Source organism: Thioclava sp. IC9, from assembly GCF_002213225.1.
Classification (GTDB): Bacteria; Pseudomonadota; Alphaproteobacteria; order Rhodobacterales; family Rhodobacteraceae; genus Thioclava; species Thioclava nitratireducens.
In genome coordinates, this window is sequence record NZ_NBNX01000004.1 from 323,557 (window position 1) to 349,094 (window position 25,538).

General features: G+C 65.0%; 23 protein-coding genes. 8 read left to right on the forward strand and 15 right to left on the reverse strand.

What is annotated here, in order from left to right:
• Positions 1-17 precede the first annotated feature (17 nt).
• From B6V76_RS13005 to B6V76_RS13040, 8 genes are all read right to left on the reverse strand, one after another.
• Positions 18-884, reverse strand: coding sequence for a polyprenyl synthetase family protein (locus B6V76_RS13005; RefSeq protein WP_075775338.1), 867 nt, complete (start codon positions 882-884; stop codon positions 18-20).
• On the reverse strand, positions 885-1,121 hold the full coding sequence (locus tag B6V76_RS13010) for an exodeoxyribonuclease VII small subunit (RefSeq protein WP_075775339.1): 237 nt from the start codon (positions 1,119-1,121) through the stop codon (positions 885-887).
• A gap of 125 nt (positions 1,122-1,246) precedes the next feature.
• Positions 1,247-1,642: a cytochrome c gene (locus B6V76_RS13015; protein WP_088725209.1), complete on the reverse strand. Its 396-nt coding sequence runs from the start codon at positions 1,640-1,642 to the stop codon at positions 1,247-1,249.
• Between the two features lie 347 nt (positions 1,643-1,989).
• Positions 1,990-2,622 carry a queuosine precursor transporter gene (locus B6V76_RS13020; RefSeq protein WP_075775341.1) on the reverse strand — a complete coding sequence of 211 codons (633 nt, stop codon included), beginning with the start codon at positions 2,620-2,622 and terminating at the stop codon, positions 1,990-1,992.
• A gap of 87 nt (positions 2,623-2,709) precedes the next feature.
• Positions 2,710-3,639 carry an esterase-like activity of phytase family protein gene (locus B6V76_RS13025; RefSeq protein WP_075775342.1) on the reverse strand — a complete coding sequence of 310 codons (930 nt, stop codon included), beginning with the start codon at positions 3,637-3,639 and terminating at the stop codon, positions 2,710-2,712.
• Complete coding sequence (gene mepA, locus B6V76_RS13030) at positions 3,612-4,508, reverse strand: penicillin-insensitive murein endopeptidase (RefSeq protein WP_088719846.1); 897 nt, start codon at positions 4,506-4,508, stop codon at positions 3,612-3,614. The genes B6V76_RS13025 and mepA overlap by 28 nt, the downstream gene beginning before the upstream one ends.
• Positions 4,505-5,860 (reverse strand): MFS transporter, encoded by a 1,356-nt coding sequence (locus tag B6V76_RS13035; RefSeq protein WP_088727643.1) that lies wholly within the window; start codon positions 5,858-5,860, stop codon positions 4,505-4,507. The genes mepA and B6V76_RS13035 overlap by 4 nt, the downstream gene beginning before the upstream one ends.
• Before the next feature lie 103 nt (positions 5,861-5,963).
• Positions 5,964-6,497 carry an acyl-CoA thioesterase gene (locus B6V76_RS13040; RefSeq protein ID WP_088719844.1) on the reverse strand — a complete coding sequence of 178 codons (534 nt, stop codon included), beginning with the start codon at positions 6,495-6,497 and terminating at the stop codon, positions 5,964-5,966.
• 127 nt (positions 6,498-6,624) lie between these two features.
• On the opposite strand from B6V76_RS13040, the gene B6V76_RS13045 reads away from it, so the two are divergent.
• Positions 6,625-6,924, forward strand: a complete 300-nt coding sequence (locus B6V76_RS13045; RefSeq protein ID WP_075775346.1) for a YggT family protein — start codon at positions 6,625-6,627, stop codon at positions 6,922-6,924.
• Positions 6,924-8,987: a DNA helicase RecQ gene (gene recQ, locus B6V76_RS13050; RefSeq protein WP_088727644.1), complete on the forward strand. Its 2,064-nt coding sequence runs from the start codon at positions 6,924-6,926 to the stop codon at positions 8,985-8,987. Before B6V76_RS13045 ends, recQ begins: the two co-directional genes overlap by 1 nt.
• Here recQ and B6V76_RS13055 read toward each other — a convergent pair.
• Both B6V76_RS13055 and B6V76_RS13060 read right to left on the reverse strand, forming a co-directional pair.
• Positions 8,984-11,197: a response regulator gene (locus B6V76_RS13055; RefSeq protein ID WP_088727645.1), complete on the reverse strand. Its 2,214-nt coding sequence runs from the start codon at positions 11,195-11,197 to the stop codon at positions 8,984-8,986. The two genes, recQ and B6V76_RS13055, sit on opposite strands and share 4 nt — an antisense overlap.
• Before the next feature lie 143 nt (positions 11,198-11,340).
• A complete protein-coding gene (locus B6V76_RS13060) occupies positions 11,341-12,516 on the reverse strand; it encodes an acetyl-CoA C-acyltransferase family protein (protein ID WP_088727646.1) in 1,176 nt (391 codons plus the stop codon).
• Positions 12,517-12,680: 164 nt separating this feature from the next.
• Between B6V76_RS13060 and B6V76_RS13065 the strand changes: the two genes are divergently transcribed.
• Positions 12,681-13,553 carry an MBL fold metallo-hydrolase gene (locus tag B6V76_RS13065; RefSeq protein WP_088719840.1) on the forward strand — a complete coding sequence of 291 codons (873 nt, stop codon included), beginning with the start codon at positions 12,681-12,683 and terminating at the stop codon, positions 13,551-13,553.
• A gap of 3 nt (positions 13,554-13,556) precedes the next feature.
• On the opposite strand, the gene B6V76_RS13070 is transcribed toward B6V76_RS13065, so the two are convergent.
• From B6V76_RS13070 to B6V76_RS13080, 3 genes are all read right to left on the reverse strand, one after another.
• Positions 13,557-14,291 carry a metallophosphoesterase family protein gene (locus B6V76_RS13070; RefSeq protein WP_088727647.1) on the reverse strand — a complete coding sequence of 245 codons (735 nt, stop codon included), beginning with the start codon at positions 14,289-14,291 and terminating at the stop codon, positions 13,557-13,559.
• 68 nt (positions 14,292-14,359) lie between these two features.
• Entirely contained in the window at positions 14,360-15,955 is a 1,596-nt protein-coding gene (gene serA / locus B6V76_RS13075; RefSeq protein ID WP_075775352.1) for a phosphoglycerate dehydrogenase, read from the reverse strand.
• A 70-nt stretch (positions 15,956-16,025) separates the two neighbouring features.
• Complete coding sequence (locus B6V76_RS13080) at positions 16,026-17,171, reverse strand: phosphoserine transaminase (protein ID WP_088727648.1); 1,146 nt, start codon at positions 17,169-17,171, stop codon at positions 16,026-16,028.
• A gap of 305 nt (positions 17,172-17,476) precedes the next feature.
• Between B6V76_RS13080 and B6V76_RS13085 the strand changes: the two genes are divergently transcribed.
• Positions 17,477-18,535 carry a glycosyltransferase family 2 protein gene (locus tag B6V76_RS13085; protein ID WP_088727649.1) on the forward strand — a complete coding sequence of 353 codons (1,059 nt, stop codon included), beginning with the start codon at positions 17,477-17,479 and terminating at the stop codon, positions 18,533-18,535.
• Positions 18,536-18,657: 122 nt separating this feature from the next.
• Positions 18,658-19,530, forward strand: coding sequence for a phosphoserine phosphatase SerB (gene serB, locus B6V76_RS13090; protein WP_088727650.1), 873 nt, complete (start codon positions 18,658-18,660; stop codon positions 19,528-19,530).
• Here serB and nagA read toward each other — a convergent pair.
• Positions 19,506-20,648: an N-acetylglucosamine-6-phosphate deacetylase gene (gene nagA, locus B6V76_RS13095; protein ID WP_088727651.1), complete on the reverse strand. Its 1,143-nt coding sequence runs from the start codon at positions 20,646-20,648 to the stop codon at positions 19,506-19,508. The two genes, serB and nagA, sit on opposite strands and share 25 nt — an antisense overlap.
• The gene (locus B6V76_RS13100; protein WP_088727652.1) at positions 20,636-21,457 is read right to left on the reverse strand and encodes a BadF/BadG/BcrA/BcrD ATPase family protein; all 822 of its coding nucleotides are present in this window, start codon (positions 21,455-21,457) and stop codon (positions 20,636-20,638) included. The genes nagA and B6V76_RS13100 overlap by 13 nt, the downstream gene beginning before the upstream one ends.
• A 134-nt stretch (positions 21,458-21,591) precedes the next feature.
• Between B6V76_RS13100 and B6V76_RS13105 the strand changes: the two genes are divergently transcribed.
• The 3 genes from B6V76_RS13105 to B6V76_RS13115 are packed head-to-tail and all read left to right on the forward strand — an operon-like array spanning position 21,592 to position 25,534.
• Complete coding sequence (locus B6V76_RS13105) at positions 21,592-23,721, forward strand: bifunctional TVP38/TMEM64 family protein/FAD-dependent oxidoreductase (RefSeq protein WP_088727653.1); 2,130 nt, start codon at positions 21,592-21,594, stop codon at positions 23,719-23,721.
• A complete protein-coding gene (locus B6V76_RS13110) occupies positions 23,718-24,323 on the forward strand; it encodes a CDP-alcohol phosphatidyltransferase family protein (protein ID WP_088727654.1) in 606 nt (201 codons plus the stop codon). The genes B6V76_RS13105 and B6V76_RS13110 overlap by 4 nt, the downstream gene beginning before the upstream one ends.
• Before the next feature lie 11 nt (positions 24,324-24,334).
• Positions 24,335-25,534, forward strand: a complete 1,200-nt coding sequence (locus B6V76_RS13115) for an ABC transporter substrate-binding protein (protein WP_088725194.1) — start codon at positions 24,335-24,337, stop codon at positions 25,532-25,534.
• Positions 25,535-25,538 lie beyond the last annotated feature (4 nt).

Below are 25,538 nucleotides of genomic sequence, written 5' to 3' on the forward strand. Positions count from 1 at the left end.
GCTGCCCCCTAGGCGCGCTACATTTCGCGGGAGATAACGAAACGCGCAGCGGCCCGCAAGTTTTCCGCTTCCTCGCCGTAAGGTGAAAGCGCGTCTATCGCCTGGTCGATCAGCTCGCCCTCGCGGAGCCGCGCGCCAGCAAGGCCGAGCAGCGAAACGAAGGTCGCCTTGCCGGCCTCGGCGTCCTTGCCGACCCGCTTCCCGGCGGCCTTTTCGCAGCCCGTCACATCTAGGATGTCATCGTGAATTTGAAAGGCCAGACCGACCGCATCGGCGAAATCGCTCAGAGGGCCCTCGTCTTCGCCCGCGAGGATCGCGCCGGCGCGGGAGGCAAAGGAGATCAGCGCCCCGGTCTTGCCCGCCTGCAGCGCGGTGATCTGGCTCAGCGAAAGGGGATTGGTGGCACTTTCCGCCGCGATGTCGAGCGCCTGACCGTGGCCCATGCCCGCCGCGCCGGAGGCTTTGGCAAGCGCGAGGCTGAGCGCGATGCGCCGCTCTGCCGGGCCGAGGAGGGGATCGGCGCAAAGCTCAAACGCAAGCGTCTGCAGCACGTCGCCGGTGAGCACGGCGGTGGCCTCGTCCCATTTCACGTGAATCGTCGGCTGGCCGCGGCGCAGATCGTCGTCATCCATGCAGGGCAGATCATCATGCACGAGGCTGTAGGCGTGCAGCGCCTCGACCGCGGCGGCGGCGGGCATCGCTTGAGCTTCGGGAATTCCGAAGATCGCGGCGCTTTCGATCGCGAGGAAGGCGCGCAGCCGTTTGCCGCCCTGCAGCGCGTAATGCATCGGGTCGCGCAACGGCCCCTCCGGCTGGCGCGCCACGGCGGCATCGAGCGCGACCTGAACGGCCGCCTGCACCTCTTTCAAACGGGAGGAGAACATTTACAGACCTTCGGCGGGGGCCGTGCCTTGCGGTGCGCCGTCGGCATTGAGCGTGATCTTCTCGACCCGCGCCTCGGCCTCCTTCAGAAGCTTGGCGCAATGCTCTTTCAGCTTGGCACCGCGCTCGTAGAGCTTGATCGACTCGTCGAGGGGCACGTCGCCGTGTTCCAGTTTGCCCACGACTTCCTCGAGGGCCTTCATCGCCTCTTCGAAGCTCAGCGCGTTAATATCGCTCATCAATCTGCATTCCCGGTGATATGTCGTCCAATAAGGCTCTGACGCCCGGCTTCCTGCAAACCATATCCGGCTCGCGGAGTCGAGATCACCCCGCGAACCCGGCCCAGCAGTGAACGTCTTGTCGCCTATTTCTGGAGCGATTCGAGATATGTCGCGAGGGAGAGGACGCGCCCGCGCGTGGCCAGCACGTCGGTGTAATACGGCGCGCCGTGCCCGCCCTGGTCCATGAACACCTCGCCGAAGACCGGCATCGGCCCGCCATGTGCCCGCACGCCCGTGCGCCCGTCGATGATGTGGATCGTTTTGAGCATCGGGAACGCGCCGTCATTCGCGGCGGCAAGCCCGGTCAGATCGGCAGGTTTCACGGTCAGATATTCGGCCATCGGCCCGGTGCCGGTGCCGTCGTCGCCATGACAGCTGGCGCAATATTGGTCGTAGAGAACTTTGCCGACATCGGCGTTCTGAGCGATGGCCGGCGTCGCGGCGAGACATGCCGCGGCGATGAGGTAAGTGAAGCGCATTGTATCCTCCCACAAAGATGACGCGGGGGAAGGTTAGGCGCGAAACGTGATCACGTCTGTGATCGGCGTCAACGAAGAAAGGCGCCCCGTATGCTACGGAGCGCCCCACGAAAAGGGCCATCTCTATTCGAGATGACCCTCCGAGGTCTACGGAGATGGTCCGGTTAGGGTCCGAAGGATCCAGCCGTCCCAGTCAGGGTTCTTTGCCCTAGGGTTTGCCCTCAGGCCACGGCCCCCCTCACTGTCCCGACACCTCTCTCCACTATCACTCTAGACACTGGACCACCTCCTTTCATGCGTTGCCGTTATCCACAGCGTGCCACAGATTTTGTGTGTGGCAAGAAAAATCACGCAAGTCTTGGAGAAAGTTTCGTGACGAGTGCCTTGAAAGGCAGCAGTGCGATCAAAGTCAGGGCAAGTTTGACAAGCCAGTCGGCGGTGGCGAGCGACACCCAGAGCGGCACTGTCGGCCCGACGCCCAACAAGGGCAGGGTCTCATTCGCCCAGGACACGTCGTTGCCCGGCTCGAGGAAGGTCAGCCCGGCCGAGAAAGCCACCGAGAAGAAGATCAGCGTATCGAGCGAGGCGCCGATCAGGGTCGAGATCGCCGGGGCGCGCCACCAGACGCCGTCGCGCAGCTTGTCGAAGACGAAGATGTCGGTCATCTGCGCCACGAGGAAGGCCGCGCCGGAGCCGAGCGCGATGCGCAGCGTCACCGCCGGATAGGTGAAGCCGTCACCCTGCAGCATGATCTGGCTGCCGATGAGCGAGCAGATCACCCCCACGACAAAACCCGCGAAGACCACGCGACGCGCGGCACCGGGGCCGTAGACACGGTTCATCACGTCATTGACGAGGAAGGCGAAGGGGTAGGTGAAGGCGCCCCAGGTCAGCCAGTCGCCGACGAGGAATTGCACCAGGATGTTCGAGGCCACGACGATTGCGGCCATGGCAATGATGCCAGGAATATAGCGGGTCATGATGTTCAACCGTTTTTACATGGTAGCGGAGACATGGCCCGGACCAGCCCGGGCAAGGGCGCGCGATACGCCGTCACGACGCGCGCGTCAATCCTTCTTGGCGGTGCGGCGGGTGTTGGGCAGGACGTATTCGACGATTTCGGTGCGCTGTAGGAACCGGAAATTGTCGTCGGAGATCATCGTCAGGCGGATCGCACCCTCGTCGTCGCGCCAGACCGACAGGCCCTCGAGATTGTCGTGTCGTCCCGCGCCGGTTTCCAGCAGAACCTCGCCCCCCGAGATCGAATCGCCGTTGATGTCGAAGACCTGCACGCGCGAGCGGAAGCCCAGAAGGCCCCAGAAGTCGCGCTCCAGCAGATAAAAGCGGCCATCGGGCCCGAAATCCGCACCGACCGGCAGCCAGTTATCGGAGCGCGGGATGGCGAAGGGCTGATCCCATTTGCCATCGCGATAGCGCCAGACCGGGTAGGGTCTGTCCTTCGCGCCCGAGCGTTCGGGCATCGTGTAGAGCGTGCCCTGATCGTCGATCGCCAGCGCCTCGAGCGAGGAGTTGTTCTGCATCTTCGCGAAGGCATCCGGGCGCGGCAGTAGCTCGGCCGGACCGCCGTCGGTCGGGAAATGCGACACCCGCGCCAGCCCTTCGAAGGAGATGTAGACCGAGCCGTCGGGCGCCAGGGCCAAGCCTTCGCTGTCGCCCTGATGGCGGTTGAGCACGCGGCCTTTGGAGCTGTGAAGCCAGTTCGGCCCGTTGGTGATTTCGACGTCGCTGATCCGGCCCTGCGCGTCCCGGTCCAGCCGCCCGCGCCAGATCGTCGTGCGGTCGGATTGGGTGATGAAGTTGCGCCCGTCGGGGCCCAGCTCGAGCCCCGAGAAGCCGCCGAAGACGCTCACGCCCGGCATCGTCCAGTGATAGCTTTGCAGGAAGCGGGCGCGCGGTTCCGGTCCGGCCGGCGCGAGCCCCGCGAGAACCGCCAGCCCCGCTCCCGCGATCAGCGCGAAGACAGAACGGCGCGGCATTGGCTCGGCAGGTCCGACATGACGTAGGTCTTGGCGTTCTTTTTCGGCGGCCCTTTCGGCTTGGGCTTCGCTGCGGTTTTCGGCGGGTTGAGGTAATCCGTCACCCACCAGTTCAGCGTCTCGTCACAGCCGTCGCCTCCCTTCGACAGCTGCGCCACGGTCGGCTTCTGCGTCTGGCAATAGCGCGCACCGGGCGGGCATTTCAGGCGGACATGGAAATGGGTGTTGTGGCCATACATCGGACGGATTTTCTGCAGCCAAGCGCGGTCGTTGCGCGGCACCGTGTTGCACATCGCGATTTTCACCGCAGCGGCGACGAAGATGCGGTCGACCCGCGGATCGGCGGCGGCATGGCGCATCAGCTCGAGATGCTGCGGCGTCCAGTTGCCGTTGATATGGCGCTGGTCGGCGGTGCGCACCGAGATCGAGGAGATCTTCTCCCGCTGGGCGCGGCTGAGATTGAGGTTCGTGGCCGGCAGCATCCAGATGTCGGCATCCAGCCCGATCTGGTGGCTGGCATGGCCGCCGGTCATCGGGCCGCCGCGCGGCTGGGAAATGTCACCGATATAGAGCCCGTTCCACCCCGGCAGGGTCGCGGCGTAGCGCGACAGGTCCTGCAGATAGGTCAGCATTGCAGGCTGGCCCCAGTTGCGATTGCGCGACAGGCGCATCGCCTGCCATGTCGGCCCGCTCTCGGGCATCCGTTGCAGCCCGGCGGCGCAGCCGCGCGAATAGAAGCCGATGGCAGAGGGCGCCTGCGCCGAGGCTACCGCTTCCGCGCCAAAAAGCTGGCGGGCGAGCGGTTCGGAGAATCCGGGGGCGGCAATCAGGCTGAAAGAAAGAGCGGCGGCGAGTAATTTCGCGATCATGGTGAGGGGGGTCCTTCGGGCGCAGGGTCTCCGTGGCTTCTCACGAAGCCTAGCAGGACCAGGCCCAAAAGCAAAAGAACGATGATCGGCGTGATGCCGGTCGACTGATTTCCGCTTATCTGCGTCGTGATCCCGATTGCAAGCGGCGCGATGAAGGCCGTGGCCTTGCCCGAAAGCGCGTAGAGGCCGAAATGCTCGGTGATCTTTTCCGGGTCGGCCTGACGCACCATCATCGTGCGCGAGGCCGATTGCAGCGCGCCGCCGCAGGCCCCGATCATGCCGCCAAGTACCATGAAGGCGATGTCGGGCAGTTTGCTGTCGGGGGTGACGGCCATGCCGAAGACGCTTTCGCGCGAGATCATCACGATGCCGAGCACCACGAGCGTGAGGATCACGAGCGTCGTGATGATGACCGTGCGCGGCCCCCAGCGGTCGTCCGCCTTGCCGCCGAGCCATGCGAAAGTCGCGCCGGTGATCGTGCCGAGGATGCCGAAGATGCCGATCAGGGTGATCGACCAGCTCAGCACGCCCGCCGCGTAGAGCCCGCCGAAGGTGTAGATGCCGTTGAGCGCATCGCGATAGAACATCGAGCTGAGCAGGAACGAGGTCAGCGAGCGCCGATGTGGCAGCGCGCGGAGCGTCGCGCGCAGTTCCGGCCATGCGCCGCGCAGAGCCGTGCCGATGGGCAGCGCGTCGGCTTTGCGCGGCTCGCGCACCCAGAGGAAGAAGGGGATCATGAATACCGCGTACCAGATCGCGGTGAGCGGCCCGACCGCGCGGGTGTCCTCGCGCGTGGCGACGTCGAGGCCGAACAGCGGCTCGATCCCGAGCATGGTTTTCCCGGTCGTCGGGCTCGCCTGCAGCAGCAAAAGCATGATGAACAGCGTGATCATTCCGCCGATATAGCCGAACGCCCAGCCCGAGCCGGAGATGCGCCCGATTTCTTCGCGGGGACCCAGATCGGGCAGAATCGCATTGGTGAAGGTGGTCGCGAATTCCATGCCGATCATGCCGATGGCGAAGCTGATCATGATCGCCATCAGCTTGAAATCGCCCGGCACCGCGTACCATAGCCCCCACGCGCCCAGAACGTACATTACCGAGAAGACCCAGATGAACGGCATCCGCCGCCCCGACCGGTCGGCAATCGCGCCGAGGAAGGGAGAGCCGAGCGCGATGATGATCCCCGCGATGCCCACGCCATAACCCCAGACGGTCTGCGCCGCGGTCCCCGAGCCCATCAGGTCTTTCACGAAGGGCGCGAAGATGAAGGTGATCAGCAGCGTGTTATAGGGTTGGCTCGCCCAGTCGAAGAACCACCAGCCCCAGATGCGTTTCTTCGCCGTGATCATGTCGCCCTCTCCCCGCCGCGCCAGCAATTGCGGCGATCAAGCCCGAAAAGGGACGGTCTGGCAAGGGGTTCGACGGTCGGGGCATGCCGCGGGCACGGCAGTGTCACATCTGCGGCGGCCAGGGACGCTTGAGGTCTGCCTCGGCCCAGGCGGTCACGAATTCGGGCAGCGGCGGCGAGGTCGCGTCCTGCCCCATCTCGCCCAGAACCTGCGCCGGTGGGATCATGCCCTTCTTCGAGGTCACGGCACCACGGATCAGCACATGCGAGGTGCATTCGCCGCTTTCGGTGAACATCGCATGCTCTAGCCAGATCCAGCGATCGTCCCAGCCAAGACAGCGCGAGCGCATCTCGAATTTCTGGAAGGCCTGCACCCGGCGGCGATAGCGCGTGGTGTTCCCGGCGACCACGATGCCCCATTTGTTGCGCTTCAGTGCGCCCCAGAGCCCTGTGCGGATCGCAAGCGGAATTCGCCCGAGATCGTAGAGCGTCAGCGTGCGCCCGTTGTTCAGCTCCATCCAGAGGTCGATGTCCCACGGCCAGCAGATATGCTGGCTGACATGGGTACCCGTGATCGGCAGCGCCGGGGCGTTGCGGAACTTCACGATCTCTTTGGCCATACGGATAACGGGGTACATGCGGGCACTGGTGCTGCGACGCCGCGGGACGGTCAAGAGAGACGTTACGGAAAATGCGCGTGAGCCTGCGGTTGCAATGCCGCGGCGCCTCGCTTACCTGTCTTTGCGATCCAAAGCGGAGGTTTCGATGGTCACGCTCTTTCAGGCCCTGGTGCTGATCCTGAACGTCATCTGGTTCGTCATGATCGCCCATATCATCATGAGCTGGCTTATCAATTTTCAGGTGCTGAACCTGCGCCAACCCTTGGTGGCGCAAATCTGGTTCGGCCTGAATAACCTGCTGGAGCCGATCTACGGGCGCATCCGTCGCTTCCTGCCCGACACGGGCGGGCTCGATCTGGCGCCGCTGGTGGCCTTCATCATCCTGATCATCATCCGTCAGGCACTGTTCAACAACGCGGCCTTCTTCTACGGCAACAGCTTCTGATGCCTGCGGCTGTGGCAGCCGAAGCCCCCGCAGAGCTACTGGCGCGAGTCTGGGGGTTCGACGCCTTCCGACCCGGTCAGGAAGAGATCGTGCGCGCGGTGATCGAGGGCCGGAACGTGCTGGCGATCATGCCGACGGGCGGCGGGAAATCCCTGTGTTATCAATTGCCTGCGCTGGCGCGCGAGGGCGTGACGGTGGTGATCTCGCCGCTGATCGCGCTGATGCGCGATCAGGTCCGCGCATTGAGGCAGGCGGGTGTCGAGGCGGGCGCGCTGACTTCGGGCAATACCGAGGAGGAGACCGAAGAGGTCTTCACCGCGATCGACGAAGGACGGCTGAAGCTTCTCTACATGGCGCCCGAACGTCTGGCCTCTGGCGGGGCGCAGCACCTGCTGAAGCGCGCAGGCGTCAGTCTGATCGCGGTGGACGAGGCGCACTGCGTCAGCCAATGGGGCCATGATTTCCGCCCCGACTACCTGCGCATCGGCGAGCTGCGCCGCAGTCTCGGCGTCCCGCTTGCGGCCTTCACCGCGACCGCCGACGAAGAAACCCGGACCGAGATCGTCACGCGCCTGTTCGACGGGCAGCCCCCCGAGAGCTTCCTGCGCGGCTTCGACCGACCGAATATCCATCTGGCCTTTTCGCCCAAGGATCAGCCACGCCAACAGATTTTGCGCTTCGCGGCCGCGCGAAAAGGGCAATCCGGCATCGTTTATTGCGGCACGCGGGCGAAGACCGAGAGCTTGGCCAAGGCGCTGAGCGAGGCCGGGCATCTCGCCTGTCACTATCACGGCGGGATGGAGGCCGATGACCGCCGCGCTGTGGAGACCCGCTTTCAGCAGGAAGACGGATTGATCGTGGTCGCGACGGTCGCCTTCGGGATGGGCGTCGACAAGCCCGATATCCGCTGGGTCGCCCATGCTGATCTGCCCAAGAGCATCGAGGCTTACTATCAGGAGATCGGTCGCGCGGGTCGCGACGGTGCCGCCGCCGAGACGCTGACACTGTATGGGCCCGACGACATCAAGCTGCGCCGGTCCCAGATCGACGAAGGGCTCGCCCCGCCCGAGCGCAAGGAGGCCGATCACGGGCGGCTGAATGCGCTGCTGGGTCTCGCCGAGGCGACCGAATGCCGCCGGGTGAAGCTGCTGCGCTATTTCGGCGAAGAGGCCGCGCCCTGCGGGCATTGCGACCTGTGTGACACGCCGCCCGAGCTGTTCGACGGGACCGAGGCCGTGCGCAAGGCGCTGTCCGCCGCGCTGCGCTCGGAGGAACGGTTCGGCGCGGGGCATCTGATCGAGATTCTGCTGGGCTCGCAGACCGACAAGATAAAACAATGGGGCCACGACAAGCTGCCGACCTATGGGGTCGGGCGCGATCTGAGCCGAGCGCAATGGCAGGCGGTGTTTCGGCAGATGATGGGCCACGACCTGATCCGGCCCGACGCATCGCGGCACGGCGCGCTGGTGATGACCCAGACCGCGCATCCGATCCTGCGCGGCGAGCAGTCGATCACGCTGCGCCGCGATCTGGTGGCGAAGGCGAAGACCAAACACGTGGTCCGGACGCTGGTGAGCGACGACGACGCGCCGCTTCTCTCGGCACTGAAGGCGAAGCGCCGCGCGCTGGCCGAGGCGCAGGGCGTGCCCGCCTATGTCGTCTTCACCGACCGCACCCTGATCGAGATGGCCGAGAAACGCCCCGGAACGCTCGACGAAATGGCGGGGATCAGCGGTGTCGGTGCCAAGAAGCTGGAAAGCTACGGCGCGGAGTTTCTGGAGGTGATCGCCGGCGCGGTGGAAGAGATGCACCCGCTGCGCCGCAAGCTCGCAGGTTCGACCGAGGGGGAGATTTACGACCGTCTGGCCGACGCGCAGCGAAATCTCGAACGCGGCGCGGATGGCTATGATCGCCCGCTCTCCTGTTCGGCCTCGACGATCCGCAAGATCGCGGAGACGAAGCCTCGCAACCGCGACGATCTCGCCCGGATTTCCAACCTGCCTGAGGCGAAGCTCGACCGCTTTGCCGAGGCGTTCCTGGCGGTGCTGGCCGACTACCGCTAGGCGGGTTGCTCGGCCGCGGGTGGGCGTGCATCTGCGGGGCGATCCGACTGGATGCGTTCGGTAATCTCTCGTTTCTTCAAAGGCTTGGTCAGGTAGTGGTCGATCCCGGCGGCGAGGATGCTCTCGCTGTCGCCCTCCATCGCATGGGCGGTGAGCGCGCAGATCGGCACATGCGCGGCGCCTTCCAACGCCCGGATTTCGCGCGCCGCCTCGCGCCCGTCCATGCCGGGCATCGAAATGTCCATGAAGATCAGATCGGGCTGGAAACTGCGCCACAGCGCGACGGCCTCATGCCCGTTATTGGCGAAGCGCAGATCGATATCGAGATCCTTCACCATCTTGGAAAAGACCAGCTGATTGGTGCGGTTATCCTCGGCGGCGAGGATCCGCATCGCACGCCGCTCGGTCAGGTCTGGCGGCGGGCTGGGAGGCGGCGGATCAGGTGTCGCTTCGGCGGCTCGCGACAGGTCCTGCAATGCGCGGAACAGTTCCGAGCGCAGCACCGGTTTTTGCAGACAGCCGGTGACACCCTCGTCCATCGCGGCCTTCGCAGCCTCCGGGTCGGAGCTGAGTAGCAGGATCGGCACGTCGCCGCCATCCGCCCGAAGCCTCTGCGCCAGCGCCACCCCGTCGAGCGCGGGCATCCGATGATCGGTCAGGATCACGTCGAAGGCGCTGCCATCCTTGATCACCTGCAACGCCTCCTCGCCGGAGCGACAAAGCGTCACCTCCAGCCCGTAGGTCTGCAATTGCCGCTCCAGAATGACGCGATTGACCAGAAGATCGTCGACCACCAGCGCCGCGTGCAGCGTGATCGGCTGGGAGGGGGCGTCGATCGGCTCGACCGGTTCGGCGCGGGGCAGCACCAGTTTGAGGCCGAAACACGAGCCTTCGCCAAGCGCGCTGTCCACCCAGACCTCGCCACCCATCAACTCCACCAGTTGGCGGGTGATCGCAAGACCAAGCCCGGTGCCTTCGAACTTGCGATTACTCTCGGCCTCGACCTGATTGAACTCGCCGAAGACGTGATCGAGCAGCTCGGGCGCGATGCCGATGCCGGTGTCTTCGACGGTGATGTGCAGCTCGTAGTGACCGACCTCGCGTTCGACCCCCACGACGCGGGCGAGGACGTGACCGGCTTTTGTGAATTTCACCGCATTGCCCAGAAGGTTGGTCAGGATCTGCCGCATCCGTCCGGGATCGGCCTCGAACCGGGTGGGCAGGAACAGGTCGTAATCCACCAGAAGCTTCAGATCGCGGTCCTTGGCAGAGGGCTGCAAGAGCACCGTCACCTCGTGCAGGCAGCGTTCCAGATCGAAGGGTTCGGGGTAAAGCCGCATCCGCTCCGCCTCGATCTTCGAGTAATCGAGCACGTCGTTGATGATGGTCAGAAGCGCTTCGCCGGAGGAGCGGATGGTCTCGGCGAACAAGCGCTGCTCTTCGGACAGATCGGTCTCGACCAGCAGGTCCGCCATGCCCACGACGCCATTCATCGGCGTGCGGATCTCGTGGCTCATATTGGCGAGGAAGGCGGATTTCGCGCGGTTCGCCGCCTCCGCCCGGTCGCGGGCGTCGCGCAACTCCGCTTCGCGCGCGACGGCGCCGGTGATGTCCTGCGCGAAGGTGACGAGATCGCCCTGCGCGCCCCATGTGTCGTTGAGCCGGAACCAGCGGCCATCCTGCGTGCGCAGCGCCATCGGGGGGATCTCGGTGCGGCGGATGCGTTCGCACATCTCGAAATGCCAATGGTGCGGATCGCGCCCCTGCAGGTCGAAGACCCCGCGCTCTGCCGCGATCCGCATCACTTCGTCATAGGCGACGCCGACGCCGATCGCGATTTCGCCTTCGAAGAAGGAGAGGAACAAATGGTTGGCGGCGACGAGGCGCAGATCGCTGTCGAAGACGGCGAAGCCGTCCGAGATCGAATTGACCGCGTGCCACAGCCGCGCCTGCGCGATCTGGGCGAGCGAATTGGCCCGTTCGAGATCGTTGCGCACGCGGCTGTTCTCGCCCAGCAGGGTTTCGCGTTCGCTAAGAGCACGGGCAAGACCTTCGCGCTGCTCCACCACCTGATCTGAGAGCATCCTTGCGTGCTGGGCCAGCTTCTGGTTGGCGGCGAACAATTCCTGGCGCTTCTGCTCCAACAGCTTTTCCGCCGCGAGTCGCCCGCGGCGTTCCCGTGCCAGTTTCTCTGCGATCGCCTTGTGCATGGACGCGGCAAAGCCCCCCGTGTGGTCCGGGAGGCAGAGTTGCAGTGCTGTGTGAAAGGCGGGTTAACCGCGATGATGGGCGGGCGGGAAAATCCTTAAATTGCTATGGATTGCCCGCCCGCTTGACCCTCAAAGACCGGGCCTCAGAGACGTTCGATCGAGAGCGCGATGCCTTGGCCGCCGCCGATGCACATGGTGACGAGGCCGTGCTTGCCGCCGGTGCGCTCCAGCGCGTGCAGCGCCTTCACGATCAGGATCGCGCCGGTGGCGCCGACCGGGTGGCCGAGCGCAATCGCGCCGCCATCGGGGTTCACCTTCGACGCATCCAGACCCAGCTCGCGCGAGACGGCCAGCGCCTGCGAGGCAAAGGCTTCGTTGCTTTCGATCCAGTCGAACTCGGAGGCCTGCATGCCGGTCTTTTCCAGCAGCGCGCGCACGGCGGGGATCGGGCCGAGGCCCATCACCTCGGGGCGGACGCCCGCGATGGCGTAGCCGGTGATCTTGGCGCGCGGGGTCAGACCCGCCTCTTTCGCGGCCTCTTCGCGGGCCAGAACCAGTGCCGCCGCACCGTCATTGATGCCCGAGGCGTTGCCCGCGGTGACCGAGCCGTCCTTCTGGAAGACCGGCTTGAGCGAGGCGAGTTTCTCGAGGCTCGTCTGTTTCGGGTGCTCGTCGGTGTCGAAGACGGTCGTGCCCTTGCGCGTGGTGACCTCGACGGGGGCGATCTCTTCCTTGAAATGGCCCTCGGAGATCGCTTTTGCCGCACGCTCCTGGCTTTCCATCGCGAAGGCGTCCTGCTCTTCGCGCGAGATCGAACACTCGGCGGCCACGTTCTCGGCCGTCACGCCCATATGGCCGGTGCCGAAGGGGCACGACAGCGCGCCGGTCATCATGTCGAGCATCTTCGCGTCGCCCATCTTCTGACCGAAGCGGGCGGCGGGCAGGATATAGGGCGATTTGCTCATCACCTCGGCACCGCCTGCCAGCGCGAAATCGGCATCGCCCAGCATCAGCATCTGCGCGGCGGACACGACCGCCTGCACGCCGGAGCCGCAAAGGCGGTTCACGTTCATCGCGGGCGTGCCGATCGGGACGCCGGCATTCACCGCCGCCACGCGGCTGAGATACATGTCGCGCGGTTCGGTGTTGATGATATGGCCGAAGACCACCTGACCGATCTTGTCCGCCGACACGCCCGCCCGCGAGATCGCCTCTTTCGAGACATGGGTGGCGAGGTCGATCGGCGCGAAGCCGGACAGCGTGCCGCCGAACGTGCCGATAGGCGTGCGGGTGCCGGAGAGAATGACGATACCGGTCATGGGTAGCCTCCAATGTTTGGGTCGGCGCGAGGGTAGCGAATGGGCTGAACCCGCGCCAGCGCGCCCGCATGGTTATGACGAGACGTCATTTGCCAAGGGCACCGGGTTGAAACTCGTGACATAGGGAACACATTCTAGAAATCGAATATGACTAGGAGGCCGACATGACTGCCAACCCGATCGTCAAAGGGTTCTGGGATCGTCCCACCGGAAGCTGGCAATACGTCTTTCACGACCCCGATACGATGAAGGGGGCGGTGGTCGATCCGGTCTGGGATTACGACCCGCAGGCGGGCGCTACGACGCTGGGCAATGCCGAGAAAATCCTCGATTACGTCAAGGCCGAGGGGATCGACGTGGAGTGGGTGCTCGATACGCATCCCCATGCCGACCACTTCTCCTCCGCCGTCTGGCTGGCCGAGAAACTGGGCGCGAAGCGCGGCATCGGCGAGCGCGTGCGGACGGTGCAAAGCCTCTGGGCCGAGATCTACAACACGCCCGAGCTGTCGCAGGACGGGCGGCAATGGGATCACCTGTTCGCCGAGGGCGAGACGTTCAGGATCGGCAATCTCGATGTGAAGGTGATGCTCTCGACCGGGCATACGCTGGCCTCGATCACCTATGTCGTGGGCGATGCGGCCTTCGTGCATGATACGCTGATGCAGCCCGAAAGCGGCACGAGCCGGGCGGATTTTCCGGGCGGCTCTGCGGCCGAGCTGTGGGATTCGATCCGGGCGATTCTCGATCTGCCCGCCGAGACGCGGCTGTTCATCGGGCACGACTATCCCGGCGAGGGCAAGGAGCCGCAGACCGGCGCGACCGTGGCCGATCACCGCAAGCACAACAAGCACGTCAAGGACGGCATCTCCCGCGAGGAGTACATCAAGACGCGTGAAGAACGCGATGCGACCCTGCCGCTGCCCAAGCTGATGCTGGCCGCTTTGCAGGTGAATATCCGCGGCGGGCGCAAGCCCGAGGCCGAGGGGGATGGTCGGTCTTACCTGAAAATCCCGCTCGACTATTTCGAGCCGCGGTAAGCGTTAGCCGCGTGGCAGTTCGGCCCGGCCCTCGGGGGTCAGCAGCCACGCGTCGCGGCCTTCGATCACCACGGTCGAGAGCGGGTGGCCATAGCCCGCGCCGGAATCGAGATTGAGGCGGTTGCCGTAATGGGTGGCCGCCTTGATATTTGTATGCCCATGCACGATCAGCGCCCCGTGGTCGCGCGGATCGGTCAGGAAGGGTTTGCGAATCCATAGCAGGTCATCCTCCACCTGATCCTCCATCGCCACGCCGGGGCGGATGCCGGCGTGAACGAAGATCGCCTCGCCGCGGGGGAAATAGGCGGGCTGGCGCGCGAGCCAGTCGCGATGGGACTGCGGGATGGCGGAAAGCTCCGATGTGACCTCGTCGAGTGGGCGCGAGAACGCGTCGGGGATGCCGTAGCTCTCCAGTGTCGCCTCGCCGCCCACGCGCGGATTGAGATAGGAGACCTCTGCGCTGAGGATCGGGTCTTCGGTATAGGGATCGTCGAGGAAGCCCAGGAACATCCGGTCGTGATTGCCGCGCAACACGATCCAGTTCTCGCCGCTCTGCTGACCTTTCATCAGGTAGTCGATCACCCCCGCCGAGTCCGGTCCGCGATCCACCAGATCGCCGACATGCACGATGGGGGCCTCCGTCTCGCCATAGGCGTCGCGATCCGCCGCAATCAGGTCATGCGCCCCGCGCAGCTTGTCGAGATGCCCGTGAATGTCGCCGATCGCGTAGGTCCGCATGAGTGCCCCTTCCAATGCAAAGGCCCCCCGCGCACGGCGGAGGGCCCGGTTTCAACCGTTCAGCTAAGTCAGCCGAGGACGAATTCCAGCGGCTTGACCTGCTTGAAGCCGCCCGAGGTTTTCAGCGCCTCGACAACGTCCGCGCTGACCGCCTCGTCGACATAGGCGATGGCGATCGCTTCGCCGCCCTGCTTGGAACGACCCAAGGTGAAGTTCGCGAGGTTCACGCCCTTCTCGCCGAGGATCGTGCCGAGCTTGCCGATGATGCCGGGCACGTCGTCGTTGGTGGTGTAGAGCATGTGCTCGCCCACTTCGGCGTCGATGTTGATGCCCTTGATCTGGATGAAGCGCGGCTTGCCATCCGAGAACACGGTGCCCGCGATCGAGCGTTCCTTGCTTTCCGAGACGACGGTGACCTTGATGTAGCCCTCGAAGATACCGGTCTGGTCCTGCGAGGTGGTCGAGATCTGGATGCCGCGCTCTTTCGCGATGACCGGGGCGGAGACCATGTTCACGTCCGGCTGGCTGGCCTTGAGGATGCCCGAAACGACAGCCGCGTCGAGCGCCTTGAGGTTCATCTCGGACGCCACACCGTCGAAGGTGATGTTGATCGCCTTGATCGCGTCCTCTGTCATCTGGCCGATGAAGCCGCCGAGGTGCTGCGCGAGTTTCACCCAGGGGCCCATGACTTTCGCTTCTTCAGCGGTCATCGAGGGCATGTTGAGCGCGTTCTCGACGGCGCCGTCCAGCAGGTAGTTAGACATCTGCTCTGCCACCTGCAGGGCCACGTTCTCCTGCGCTTCGGTGGTCGAGGCGCCGAGGTGCGGCGTGCAGACCACGTTCGGCAGGCCGAAGAGGACGTTATCGGTCGCCGGTTCCTCGGCGAAGACGTCGAAGGCCGCGCCTGCGACATGGCCCGACTTGATCAGATCGGCCAGCGCCTGCTCGTCGACCAGGCCGCCACGCGCACAGTTGATGATGCGCACACCGGGCTTGGTTTTCTGCAGGTTTTCCTTCGAGAGGATGTTGCGGGTCGAATCCGTAAGCGGCACGTGCAGAGTGATGAAGTCGGCGCGACGCAGCAGTTCGTCCAGCTCGACTTTCTCGACGCCCATATTGGCCGCCTTCTCTTCGCTCAGGAAGGGGTCATAGGCCACGACCTTCATCTTCAGACCGCGCGCGCGGTCGCAGACGATGCCGCCGATATTGCCCGCACCGATCACGCCGAGCGTCTTGGCGGTCAGCTCGACCCCCATGAATTTCGACTTTTCCCACTTGCCGGCCTGCGTCGAGGCATCGGCTTCGGGGATCTGGCGCGCGACCGCGAACATCATCGCGATGGCGTGCTCGGCGGTGGTGATCATGTTGCCGAAGGGCGTGTTCATCACGATCACGCCTTTCTTGCTCGCCGCTTCCTTGTCGACATTGTCGGTGCCGATACCGGCGCGGCCGACGACTTTCAGGTTGGTCGCGCTTTCCAGCAGTTTCGCCGTGACCTTGGTGGCCGAGCGGATGGCGAGACCGTCATACTTGCCGATCACTTCGGCGAGCTTTTCCTTGTCCTTGCCGAGCGAGGGTTCGAAATCGACCTCGATGCCACGGTCACGGAAGATCTGGACGGCGGTTTCCGAGAGCTTGTCGGAGACGAGAACCTTGGGGGCCATTTTCTGGGATCCTTGAATTTTCAGAATATCGGGAAAGGACGGGCCCGGAGGCCCGCCAATCTGTCACGGATCACGCTTGCGCGGCGATCTCGGCCTCGAAGGCGTATTCGACCCAAGGCATCAGCGCCTCGACATCCGCCGTCTCGACGGTCGAGCCGCACCAGATGCGCAGACCGGCCGGGGCGTCGCGATAGGCGCCGAGATCGAGGCCCACGCCTTCAGCTTCGAGCCGCTTGGCGACGGCTTTGGCGAAGGCTGCGCCATCCTTGATGCGATCGTCGGTGAACTTGAGGCAGACCGAGGTGGTCGACGCGGTCGCCGGATCATTGGCGAGATTCGCGATCCACGGCTTTTCGGCGCAGAAATCCCAGACGACTTTCGCGTTGGCATCGGCGCGGTCGATCAGGCCTTTCAGCCCGCCCACCGACTTCGCCCAGTTCAGCGACACGAGGTAGTCTTCGACGCAGAGCATCGAGGGGGTGTTGATCGTCTCGCCCTTGAAGATGCCCTCATTCAGCTTGCCGCCCTTGGTCATGCGGAAGATCTTCGGCAGCGGCCAGGCGGGGGAGTAGTTCTCGAGCCGCTCGACAGCGCGGGGGCTCAGGATCAGCACGCCGTGACCGCCTTCACCGCCCAGCACTTTCTGCCAGGAGAAGGTGGTGACATCGAGCTTGTCCCAGGGCAGATCCATCGCGAAAGCGGCCGAGGTGGCGTCGCAGATGGTGAGGCCTTCGCGGTCCGCCGGGATCGCATCGCCATTGGGGACGCGCACGCCCGAGGTGGTGCCGTTCCACGTGAAAACCACGTCGGTGTTGAAGTCGATGGTGGAGAAATCGACGATATCGCCATAGTCGGCAGTCTTCGTCTCGGCCTCGATCTTGAGCTGCTTGACCACGTCGGTCACCCAGCCCGCGCCGAAGCTTTCCCAAGCGACCATCGTCGCCTTGCGCTCGCCCAACAGCGACCACATCGCCATTTCGACGGCGCCGGTGTCGGAGGCGGGCACGATGCCGATGCGGTAATCGGCGGGCACGCCCAGAATTTCGCGGGTGGTGTCGATCGCCTCTTTCAGCTTCGCCTTGCCGATAGCGGCACGGTGCGAACGGCCCAGCGGCGCGTCATTGAGCATGTCGAGGGAGAAACCAGGGATCTTCGTGCAGGGGCCCGAAGAAAAACGCGGGTTTGCCGGCCGCGTAGCCGGAGCTTGAATAGCCATTGCTGGTATCCTTCCAGATATATGCCCTTCGTTGGGGAAGGGTGTCCCGCCGCCGGATGTACGCGTGGGTCCGCTCTGGTGCAAGGGGAGAATTCACCGCGAGGCCACACCTGCGTCAAAATGATGCCGGATCTCGATGCAGACTGGTGCGGCGGTCGTGATGTTGTATCGTTTCAACGATACGCGCCGGCGAGCATATGAGCCAAGGCAAAATCTTATATTATAAACAGTATGATAAATCTTTAAGCTTGTGACATTTGTTCGCGTCACTCCGCTCGAACTGGGCGACCCAAGAGCTTTCAGACATGACTAAAGACAGCGCCCCGGAGGCAGCCGTGATCACGCCGATGCGAATTTGCATCATCATCATGATGAAGAACGAAGGGCCTTTCATCCTCGAATGGTTGGCCCATTGGCGCAATCTCGGGGTGACCGATTTCATCGTCTTTTCGAACGACTGCTTCGATGGCACGGATGCGATTCTGGACCGGCTCGATGCTCTCGGGGTCGTGCAACACTTGCCCAACCCAGCATATCTGGCGGACACCAAACGCTTCCATCGACACGCCTTGGCTTACGGGTCGCAATTGCGGCGCCATCGCGAGGCCGATTACACGATGATCTGCGATACCGACGAATTTCTGCACATCGACGTGGCGGATGGCACCCTTCCGGGGCTTCTGGCATTGCACGATTATCCCGATGCGATCTCCTTCGGCGAGCTGCTCTTCGGGTTCGGAGGGCGAGAAAGCTTCGAAGAAGGTCTCGTTACCGAGCGGTTCACCTGGGCGATCGACATGAGACCCGGAGCGCGCCGTGCCCGTCGTGGCGTGAAGACGATCGCAAAGGTCACGCCGACGGTCCTCGAATGGAACAACCATCGTCCGCAGATGGAGCGACGGCGCGGCATTCGTTGGCTCGACGGTGCCGGCGTCCCGGTGCCGCGTAAATTCCGTGTCGGAACGGATCGCGGCTACGATGTGCGCGGGCGATATGATCAGGCATGGCTCGCGCATTATTCGGTACGCTCGGCGGAAAGCCTGTTACTGAAAATGGAGCGCGGCGACGCGGTGCGGCCGGACCGGCTGACTGCCAATTATGCGCGCAAACGCAGCTCTGCGCGCGAAGATAACCTGACCATGCTGCGCTATGGATTGGCGATCCGGCGCGAGATGGGCCGCTTCCTCGAAGATCCGGTGTTGTCCGCGTTGCACACCGCGGCGATCGACGCTCATCATGCGCGGATCGCCGAACTGAAAGCCGACCCCGAGATGGCGGAGGTCTGGAAGACGTTCCGCGAAGTCTGCCAGACAGAGGTAGCAACGCGCGCGGAGCGTTCCGGAACGGGTGAAGCCGACAAATAGCGAGGCGACCGACACCCGGAGAGGAGGCGCAGGTTGCCCCGTGGCGATGCTCTGGCATGCGCCGGGAAATTGGTCTAATTCCGGCATCTAAATTCGGAGCCGATATTCCCCAAGGAGCGCGCATGTTTACCGCCACGCTGATCGCTGACCCGAAAAAGGCCAATCTGGATCAAGGTACGCTCGATGCGCTCTGTGGCGCATGGGGCGGTGGCGATGCGCGTTGGCTCAACCCGAATGTCGCAGCCGAGTTCATGGTGGACCGCGTGCCGTCGAATCGTTGGGAGGCGTGGGAGGGCCTGCAGGGGCTGGGCGTCGATCTGGTCGTGCAGCCCGCCGAGGGGCGTCGCAAGCAGATGCTGCTGGCGGATATGGACTCGACGATGATCCAGCAGGAATGCATCGACGAGCTGGCCGACGTGGCGGGCGTGGGTGAACGCGTGAAGGAGATCACCGCGCGGGCGATGAATGGCGAGCTGGATTTCGAAGGCGCGCTGACCGAGCGGGTCGGTCTGCTGAAAGGGCTGCCCGAGAGCGTGATTTCCGAGGTGATCGCGAACCGCATCAGCTTCATGCCCGGTGGGCACGATCTGGTCGCGACGATGAAGGCCAATGGCGCCTACTGTGTGCTCGTCTCGGGCGGATTCACGGCCTTCACCGGCTATGTCGCGGAGACGCTGGGCTTCGACGAGAACCGCGCGAACCTGCTGCTAGTCGAGGATGGCAAGCTGACGGGCGTGCCCTCGCAGCCGATCCTCGGGCGTGAAGCCAAGGTTCAGGCTTTGCTGGAAATTTCGGAAAAACTGAAGCTGGATCACGCGCAGGTCATGGCCGTGGGCGACGGGGCGAACGATCTGGGAATGCTGAAGCTCGCGGGCGCGGGCGTGGCGCTGCATGCCAAGCCCTCCGTTGCCGCCGAATGCGACATCCGGATCAACTTCGGTGATCTGAGCGCGCTGCTCTACATTCAGGGCTATGCGGTGGAAGATTTCGCCTGACCGCCCTGCCAGACTTCGGTCAGGCGCCAATCGTCATCGAAATGCACCAGATCCCCTGCGAGACCGGGGGCGATCCGGGCCACCGGCGCGCCGATTGCCTCGGCCGGGATACGACTTGCCATCGCAAGCGCCTGTGCCGGTGATACGCCAACCGTCTCGATCATGAAGCGCACCGCCTGCGGCAGCGACAGATCGGCCCCGGCAAGCGTGCCGTCCTCCAGCCGCAGCGCCCAGTCGCGGCGCAGGATGCGGCGACCGGCGAGATCAAACTCGGTCAGAGCGGACCCGGCGCAGGCCATCGCGTCGGAGACGAGGAAGACCTCGCCCTGCCGTTTCGCCTCCAGCGCCAGCCGGATCGTGTCGGGATGCACATGGATGCCGTCCGCGATCAGCCCCACGGAGACCGGCTGCGACAGCGCCGCGCCGACGAGTCCGGGTTCGCGCGAGCCCAGCTGGCTCATCGCATTGAAGAGATGGGTGACCATCCGCGCGCCCGCCGCGATGGCCTCCTGAGCCTCCGCGAAGCTGCAATCGGAATGGCCGAGGCTGACGACGATACCGGCATCGGAGAGGCGCGCGATCTGTTCGGGCGTCGCGTTGGCGGGCGAGAGCGTCACGATCAGCGCGGGCAGCCCGGTCTTCGCCTCCAGCAGCGTCTCGATATCCTCTTCGTCCATCGGTCGGATGCAGCCCGGCGGGTGACAACCGGGGCGCTTCGGGTCGAGATGCGGGCCCTCCAGATGCAGCCCGCCGAAGCCCGGCACTCGCGACACGGCGGCGATACCTGCCGCCAGCACGGTCTGGGTCGCGGCGCGGGTGTCGGTGATCAGCGTCGGCAGGATCGTCGTCGCGCCAAGATCGGCATGCGCGGCGCAGATGCTGGAGATCGTCTCCAGCGTCGCGCGCCCGTCGAGCATCACGCCGCCGCCGCCGTTCACCTGCAGATCGACAAGCCCGGGCGCGAGCGTGCCTCCCGGAAACTCGATCACCTCGCCCTCTGGCAGTTCCGCGATCGGGCAGAGGGCCGAGATTCGACCCTGTTCCAGCACGATTGCATAGTTTTCGTGGAAGGCGGCGCCATCGAAAACGCGCGCGCCCGTCAGGATCAACTTGTCCAAAACGCATCCTCCATCGCCAATGCCAAGGCACCGTCCAGCGCGTTGCCTTTCGCCGCCCGCTGCGGCCAATCTTGCACCGCCAGACCCTGTCCAAGTCCGCCGAGCCACGTCACGGGCAGCGGCTCTTCGGGTTGCAACAGCGCGATGGCCTCCCGAATCTCCGTCTGCGCAGCCTCGCGCACGGCGACCGCGGCAGGGTCGGTCGACTGCAGGACGCGCGGCGCAAACCGCGCCCAATCGGCGGGGGTGGCGTCGAGGCTGAACGCGATCAGCCCGTTGCGCCCGTTCATCTCGTCGAGGAAGTCGCGCAGCAGCGGCGTCACCGGGCAGAAACCATCCAGCGCACGCCCCGCTCGCATTCCGAGCGCCCGGCCCATCCAAGCGCCCGAGCCCTCATCGCCCAGCCGCAAGCCCCAGCCACCGATCGCGTGTTGCTGACCGCCCAGCTGCCGCGCGAAGAAAGAGCCGGTGCCAATGGCCGCGACGATACCGTCCTCCGGTCCTAGGGCGCCGCGCACCGAGGTCGTCACATCTTGTACGACGCGGGCGGGAAAAGGCAGCTCGGCGGCCAAAGCCTCGGCGGCGGGCGCATGGTTCGCCCCGGCCAGCCCGAGCACCGCGCGAATCTTCGGTGCATCGAGGGGCCGCATCGCGGTTTCGATGGCGGTGAAGATATTTTGCCGCGCCGCGTCGTAGTCGGAGGCGATATTCGCGGGGCCGGCCTCGCCGCGTCCGATGACGCGGCCTGACGCATCGGCGAACACCGCCCGGCATCCGCTGCCTCCGCCATCGACTGCAATGAAATGCATCCCCGCCTCCGTTTTCTGCGTAACAGTGCCAAATAGCGAACCCGAGAGAAAGCGCGTAACGAAATCCGCGCGTGAAACGACTTGGGGAAAGATCGCATCGCCTCTATCACTGGGGCGTCACCCACGGGAGGACCATGCGCAAACCTCTGATATTCCTTGGCCTGATCGCTCTGGCGGTGATCGCGACCTTTCTGGTGGCCGATCCCGACCCCGAACGGCTGCGCGCCCTGCGCGACAGTCTCGCGGCGTGGCGCGAGGCGCATCCGCTGGCGCTGCCCATCGGGTTCTTCGTCACCTACGTTGTCGTTACGGCGCTGTCGCTGCCCTTTGCGGTCTGGCTGACCCTTTTGGGCGCGGCGCTGCTGGGCTTCTGGCAGGGGCTGGTGCTGATCTCCTTCGCGTCTTCCATCGGGGCGCTGCTGGCCTTTCTGGTCGCGCGCTACCTGATGCGCGACTGGGTGCGCGGGCGGCTTGGCCCACGGCTTGCGAAGATCGAGAAAGGCGCCGCGCGCGACGGCGAGTTCTACCTGTTCTCGCTTCGCCTGATCCCGGTCGTGCCGTTCTTCGTCATCAACCTCGCCTTCGGGCTGACCCGGGTGAAGGCGTGGAAGTTCTATGCCGTCTCGCAACTCGGCATGCTGCCCGGGACGGCCGTTTATGTCGCGGCGGGGGCGCAGCTGGGCGATCTGAACAGCCTGTCGGGGATCGTCTCGCCGGGTCTGCTCGGTGCCTTCGCGGCGCTGGCGGTGTTTCCGTGGGTGGCGCGCGCGGCGCTACGATTCTGGGCGCGCAAGCGCGCTTATCGCGGCTATGAGCGCCCGGCCAAGTTCGACCGCAACCTGATCGTCATCGGCGCAGGGGCGGCGGGGCTTGTGGCGTCTTATGTCGCGGCCCAAGCGAAGGCGAAAGTCACGCTGGTGCAGGACGGCCCGATGGGCGGCGATTGCCTGAATTTCGGCTGCGTGCCGTCGAAGGCGCTGATTGCCTCGGCGAGGGCTGTGGGTGTGGCACGCGGTTCCGAGGCGCTGGGCGTGCGCGCGGATGTCTCGGTCGATTGGTCCGTCGTGACGCGGCGGATATCCGAGGTGATCGCGCAGATTGAGCCGAATGATTCCGTGGAGCGCTATGAAGGTTTGGGCGTCGAGGTGATCGAAGGCCATGCGCGACTGGAAGACCCGTGGACCGTGCGCGTGGGCGACCAGCGCCTGACGACGCGCGGCGTCGTGCTCGCGACCGGCGCGGCCCCGGTGATCCCGCCGATCGAGGGGATTGGATCGGTCGAGCCCCTGACCTCGGACACGCTGTGGGAGGCGCTCGCTGCGATGCCTGCGCCACCCGAGAGGATGGTGATCCTTGGCGGTGGCCCGATCGGCTGCGAGATAGCGCAGGCGCTGGCGCGTCTTGGGGCGGGCGTGACGGTTGTCGAGGCGGCGGAGCGGCTGTTGATCCGTGAAGATACCGAGGCCTCGGACGCCATCGCGGCCGCGTTGCGCGCCGATGGGGCCGATCTGAAGCTTGGTGCGAAGGCGATCCGCTTCGGGCGGGACGAGTCCAGCACGGATGGACGTAAATGGCTGGAGCTGGAAGACGGCTCCAAGATTCAGTTCGACACGCTGCTGGTCGCGGTCGGACGCAAGGCGCGGCTCGAAGGCTTTGGGCTGGAGGAGCTGTGCATTCCGGCAAACAAGGTGATCGAGACGAACGACTACCTCGAAACCCTCATGCCCAATATCCACGCCGCAGGCGATGCGGCCGGGCCCTTGCAGCTTACCAACGCCGCGGGCCATCAGGGCTGGATCGCGGCGGCGAATTCGCTGGCCTCGCCGTTCTGGCGCTTCAAGGCCCATGCCGCGCCGATCCCGCATGCGGTCTTCACCACGCCCGAACTGGCGCGGGTGGGGATGACAGCTGCAGAAGCCGAGGCGGAGGGCGTGCACCACGAGGTCACGACATATCCCCTTGGCGATTTGGACCGGGCGCTGGCCGAAGGCGCGGGACAGGGCTTCGTGCGGATCGTCACCGCGAAAGGCTCCGACAAGATCCTTGGTGCCACGGTCTGCGGCGCGCATGCCGCCGAGGTGCTTACCGAGTTCGCGCTGGCGATGCGGCACGGGCTGGGCTTGGGCAAAATCCTTGCCACGCCGCATATCTACCCCAGTTGGTCGGAGGCCGCGAAGAACGCCGCCGGGCGCTGGCGGCAGTCGCATGTGAACCCGCGAACGCTACGTATCGCCGAGCGCTTCATGACATGGAGGCGCGGATGATCGATGCTGCTCTCCTGCCGCTGCAACGTGCCATGATGCAGCCCCCCGCCGAGGCGCTGGCCGCGCGCGGTATCCGCGCCGATCAGGTGACGGTGGCGGGCTTCGCGCTGGGTCTGCTCGCGATTCCGGCGCTGGCCTTGCACGCCTATTGGCTGGCGCTGGCGCTGATCCTGATCAACCGGGTCGCGGACGGGCTCGACGGGGCTATTGCCCGCATCAAGGGGCCGACCGATCGCGGTGCGTTCCTCGATATCGCGCTGGATTTTCTGTTCTACGCGCTGATCCCGGTGGGCTTCGCTCTGGCTGATCCGGCCCGTAACGCGCTCGCCGCTTCCATCCTGATCGCGGCCTTCGTCGGCACCGGGTCGAGCTTCCTCGCTTTCGCCTCGATCGCCGCCAAGCGCGGGATGAGCACCGACGCCTATCCGACCAAGGGCATCTACTACCTCGGCGGCCTTACCGAAGGCGCCGAGACGATCCTGTTCTTCGCGGCGATCTGTCTGTTTCCGCAAGCCTTCCCGATCCTTGCCGGGATCTTCGCCGCCGCCTGTTTCGTGACCACCGTGACCCGCTGGCTGATGGGCTGGCGGGCGTTTTCCTGAACGGAGAGAGTATGAGAAACCTTCTTGCCGCCCCGGTTCTTGCCGCGAGTCTCGCGCTGCCGCTCGCTGCGCCCGCCTTCGCCGATTGGGCGCAGACGCAGGCCGAGGCGAAGGGCCAGACGGTCTATTTCAACGCCTGGGGCGGCGATCCGCGCACCAACGCTTTCATCGACTGGGTGTCCGATCAGATGCAGGAGAAATACGGTGTCACGGTCGAGCAGGTGAAACTGTCCGACACTGCCGAAGCCGTTTCGCGCGTGCAGGCCGAGAAGGCGGCAGGCAAAGATGACGGCGGCGCGGTGGACCTTATCTGGATCAACGGGCCGAACTTTCTGGCGATGAAGGAAGCGGGGCTGCTGCATGGGCCGTTCGTGAGCGATCTGCCCAATGCGAAATATCTCGACCTGTCGGAAGGCTCGGCGGCCACGACCGATTTCACCGTGCCGACCGAGGGCTATGAGAGCCCTTGGCGGCTTGCGAAATTCGCCTTCGCCTATGATGCGGAGCGGGTGAACGAACCGCCGAAGGATATGGCGGGGCTTTTGGATTGGGCCAAGGCGCATCCGGGCCGCTTCACCCATCCCAACCCGTCGAATTTCATGGGGGCGAGCTTCCTCAAGCAGGCGCTGGTCGAGTTGGCGCCCGATCCGGCGGCGCTGTCGCAGCCCGTGACGGACGAGGCCTATACCAAGGAAACCGCGCCGCTCTGGGCGTGGTACGATGCGTTGCGCCCGCTGATGTGGCGCGAAGGCAAATCCTTCCCCGAGAACGAAAGCGTGCAGGCGCAACTGGTGGCCGATGGCGAGGTCGATTTCGCGATGTTCTTCGATCCCGCCGCGCCCGCCGCGATGATCGAACAGGGCGTGCTGCCGCCCTCTGTCCGCGTCTGGGTGCCCGAAGGCGGCACGATCGGGAATATCTCCTACGTCGCGATTCCCTATAACGCGGCGCATCAGGCGGGGGCGGAGCTGGTCGCGAATTTCCTGCTCGATCCGGCCACGCAGGCCCATATGCAGGACATCCGCGTGCTGGGAAGTTTCTCGGTGCTCGATCCGGCGAAGCTGGACGAGGCGGCGAAACAGGCCTTCGCTGATTTGCCCACCGCGCCCGCGCTGCCGACGCTGGAGGAGTTGGGCCCGACCCTGCCCGAGCCGCACCCGAGCTGGATGACCAAGCTCACCGAGGACTGGGCGCAGCGCTACACGAAGTGAGGTT

Coding starts and splice junctions, on each gene's coding strand:
- B6V76_RS13005 (WP_075775338.1), bottom strand. CDS start 884: ATGTTCTCCTCCCGTTTGAAAGAGGTGCAGGCGGCCGTTCAGGTCGCG.
- B6V76_RS13010 (WP_075775339.1), bottom strand. CDS start 1,121: ATGAGCGATATTAACGCGCTGAGCTTCGAAGAGGCGATGAAGGCCCTC.
- B6V76_RS13015 (WP_088725209.1), bottom strand. CDS start 1,642: ATGCGCTTCACTTACCTCATCGCCGCGGCATGTCTCGCCGCGACGCCG.
- B6V76_RS13020 (WP_075775341.1), bottom strand. CDS start 2,622: ATGACCCGCTATATTCCTGGCATCATTGCCATGGCCGCAATCGTCGTG.
- B6V76_RS13025 (WP_075775342.1), bottom strand. CDS start 3,639: ATGCCGCGCCGTTCTGTCTTCGCGCTGATCGCGGGAGCGGGGCTGGCG.
- mepA (WP_088719846.1), bottom strand. CDS start 4,508: ATGATCGCGAAATTACTCGCCGCCGCTCTTTCTTTCAGCCTGATTGCC.
- B6V76_RS13035 (WP_088727643.1), bottom strand. CDS start 5,860: ATGATCACGGCGAAGAAACGCATCTGGGGCTGGTGGTTCTTCGACTGG.
- B6V76_RS13040 (WP_088719844.1), bottom strand. CDS start 6,497: ATGTACCCCGTTATCCGTATGGCCAAAGAGATCGTGAAGTTCCGCAAC.
- B6V76_RS13045 (WP_075775346.1), top strand. CDS start 6,625: ATGGTCACGCTCTTTCAGGCCCTGGTGCTGATCCTGAACGTCATCTGG.
- recQ (WP_088727644.1), top strand. CDS start 6,924: ATGCCTGCGGCTGTGGCAGCCGAAGCCCCCGCAGAGCTACTGGCGCGA.
- B6V76_RS13055 (WP_088727645.1), bottom strand. CDS start 11,197: ATGCACAAGGCGATCGCAGAGAAACTGGCACGGGAACGCCGCGGGCGA.
- B6V76_RS13060 (WP_088727646.1), bottom strand. CDS start 12,516: ATGACCGGTATCGTCATTCTCTCCGGCACCCGCACGCCTATCGGCACG.
- B6V76_RS13065 (WP_088719840.1), top strand. CDS start 12,681: ATGACTGCCAACCCGATCGTCAAAGGGTTCTGGGATCGTCCCACCGGA.
- B6V76_RS13070 (WP_088727647.1), bottom strand. CDS start 14,291: ATGCGGACCTACGCGATCGGCGACATTCACGGGCATCTCGACAAGCTG.
- serA (WP_075775352.1), bottom strand. CDS start 15,955: ATGGCCCCCAAGGTTCTCGTCTCCGACAAGCTCTCGGAAACCGCCGTC.
- B6V76_RS13080 (WP_088727648.1), bottom strand. CDS start 17,171: ATGGCTATTCAAGCTCCGGCTACGCGGCCGGCAAACCCGCGTTTTTCT.
- B6V76_RS13085 (WP_088727649.1), top strand. CDS start 17,477: ATGACTAAAGACAGCGCCCCGGAGGCAGCCGTGATCACGCCGATGCGA.
- serB (WP_088727650.1), top strand. CDS start 18,658: ATGTTTACCGCCACGCTGATCGCTGACCCGAAAAAGGCCAATCTGGAT.
- B6V76_RS13100 (WP_088727652.1), bottom strand. CDS start 21,457: ATGCATTTCATTGCAGTCGATGGCGGAGGCAGCGGATGCCGGGCGGTG.
- B6V76_RS13105 (WP_088727653.1), top strand. CDS start 21,592: ATGCGCAAACCTCTGATATTCCTTGGCCTGATCGCTCTGGCGGTGATC.
- B6V76_RS13110 (WP_088727654.1), top strand. CDS start 23,718: ATGATCGATGCTGCTCTCCTGCCGCTGCAACGTGCCATGATGCAGCCC.
- B6V76_RS13115 (WP_088725194.1), top strand. CDS start 24,335: ATGAGAAACCTTCTTGCCGCCCCGGTTCTTGCCGCGAGTCTCGCGCTG.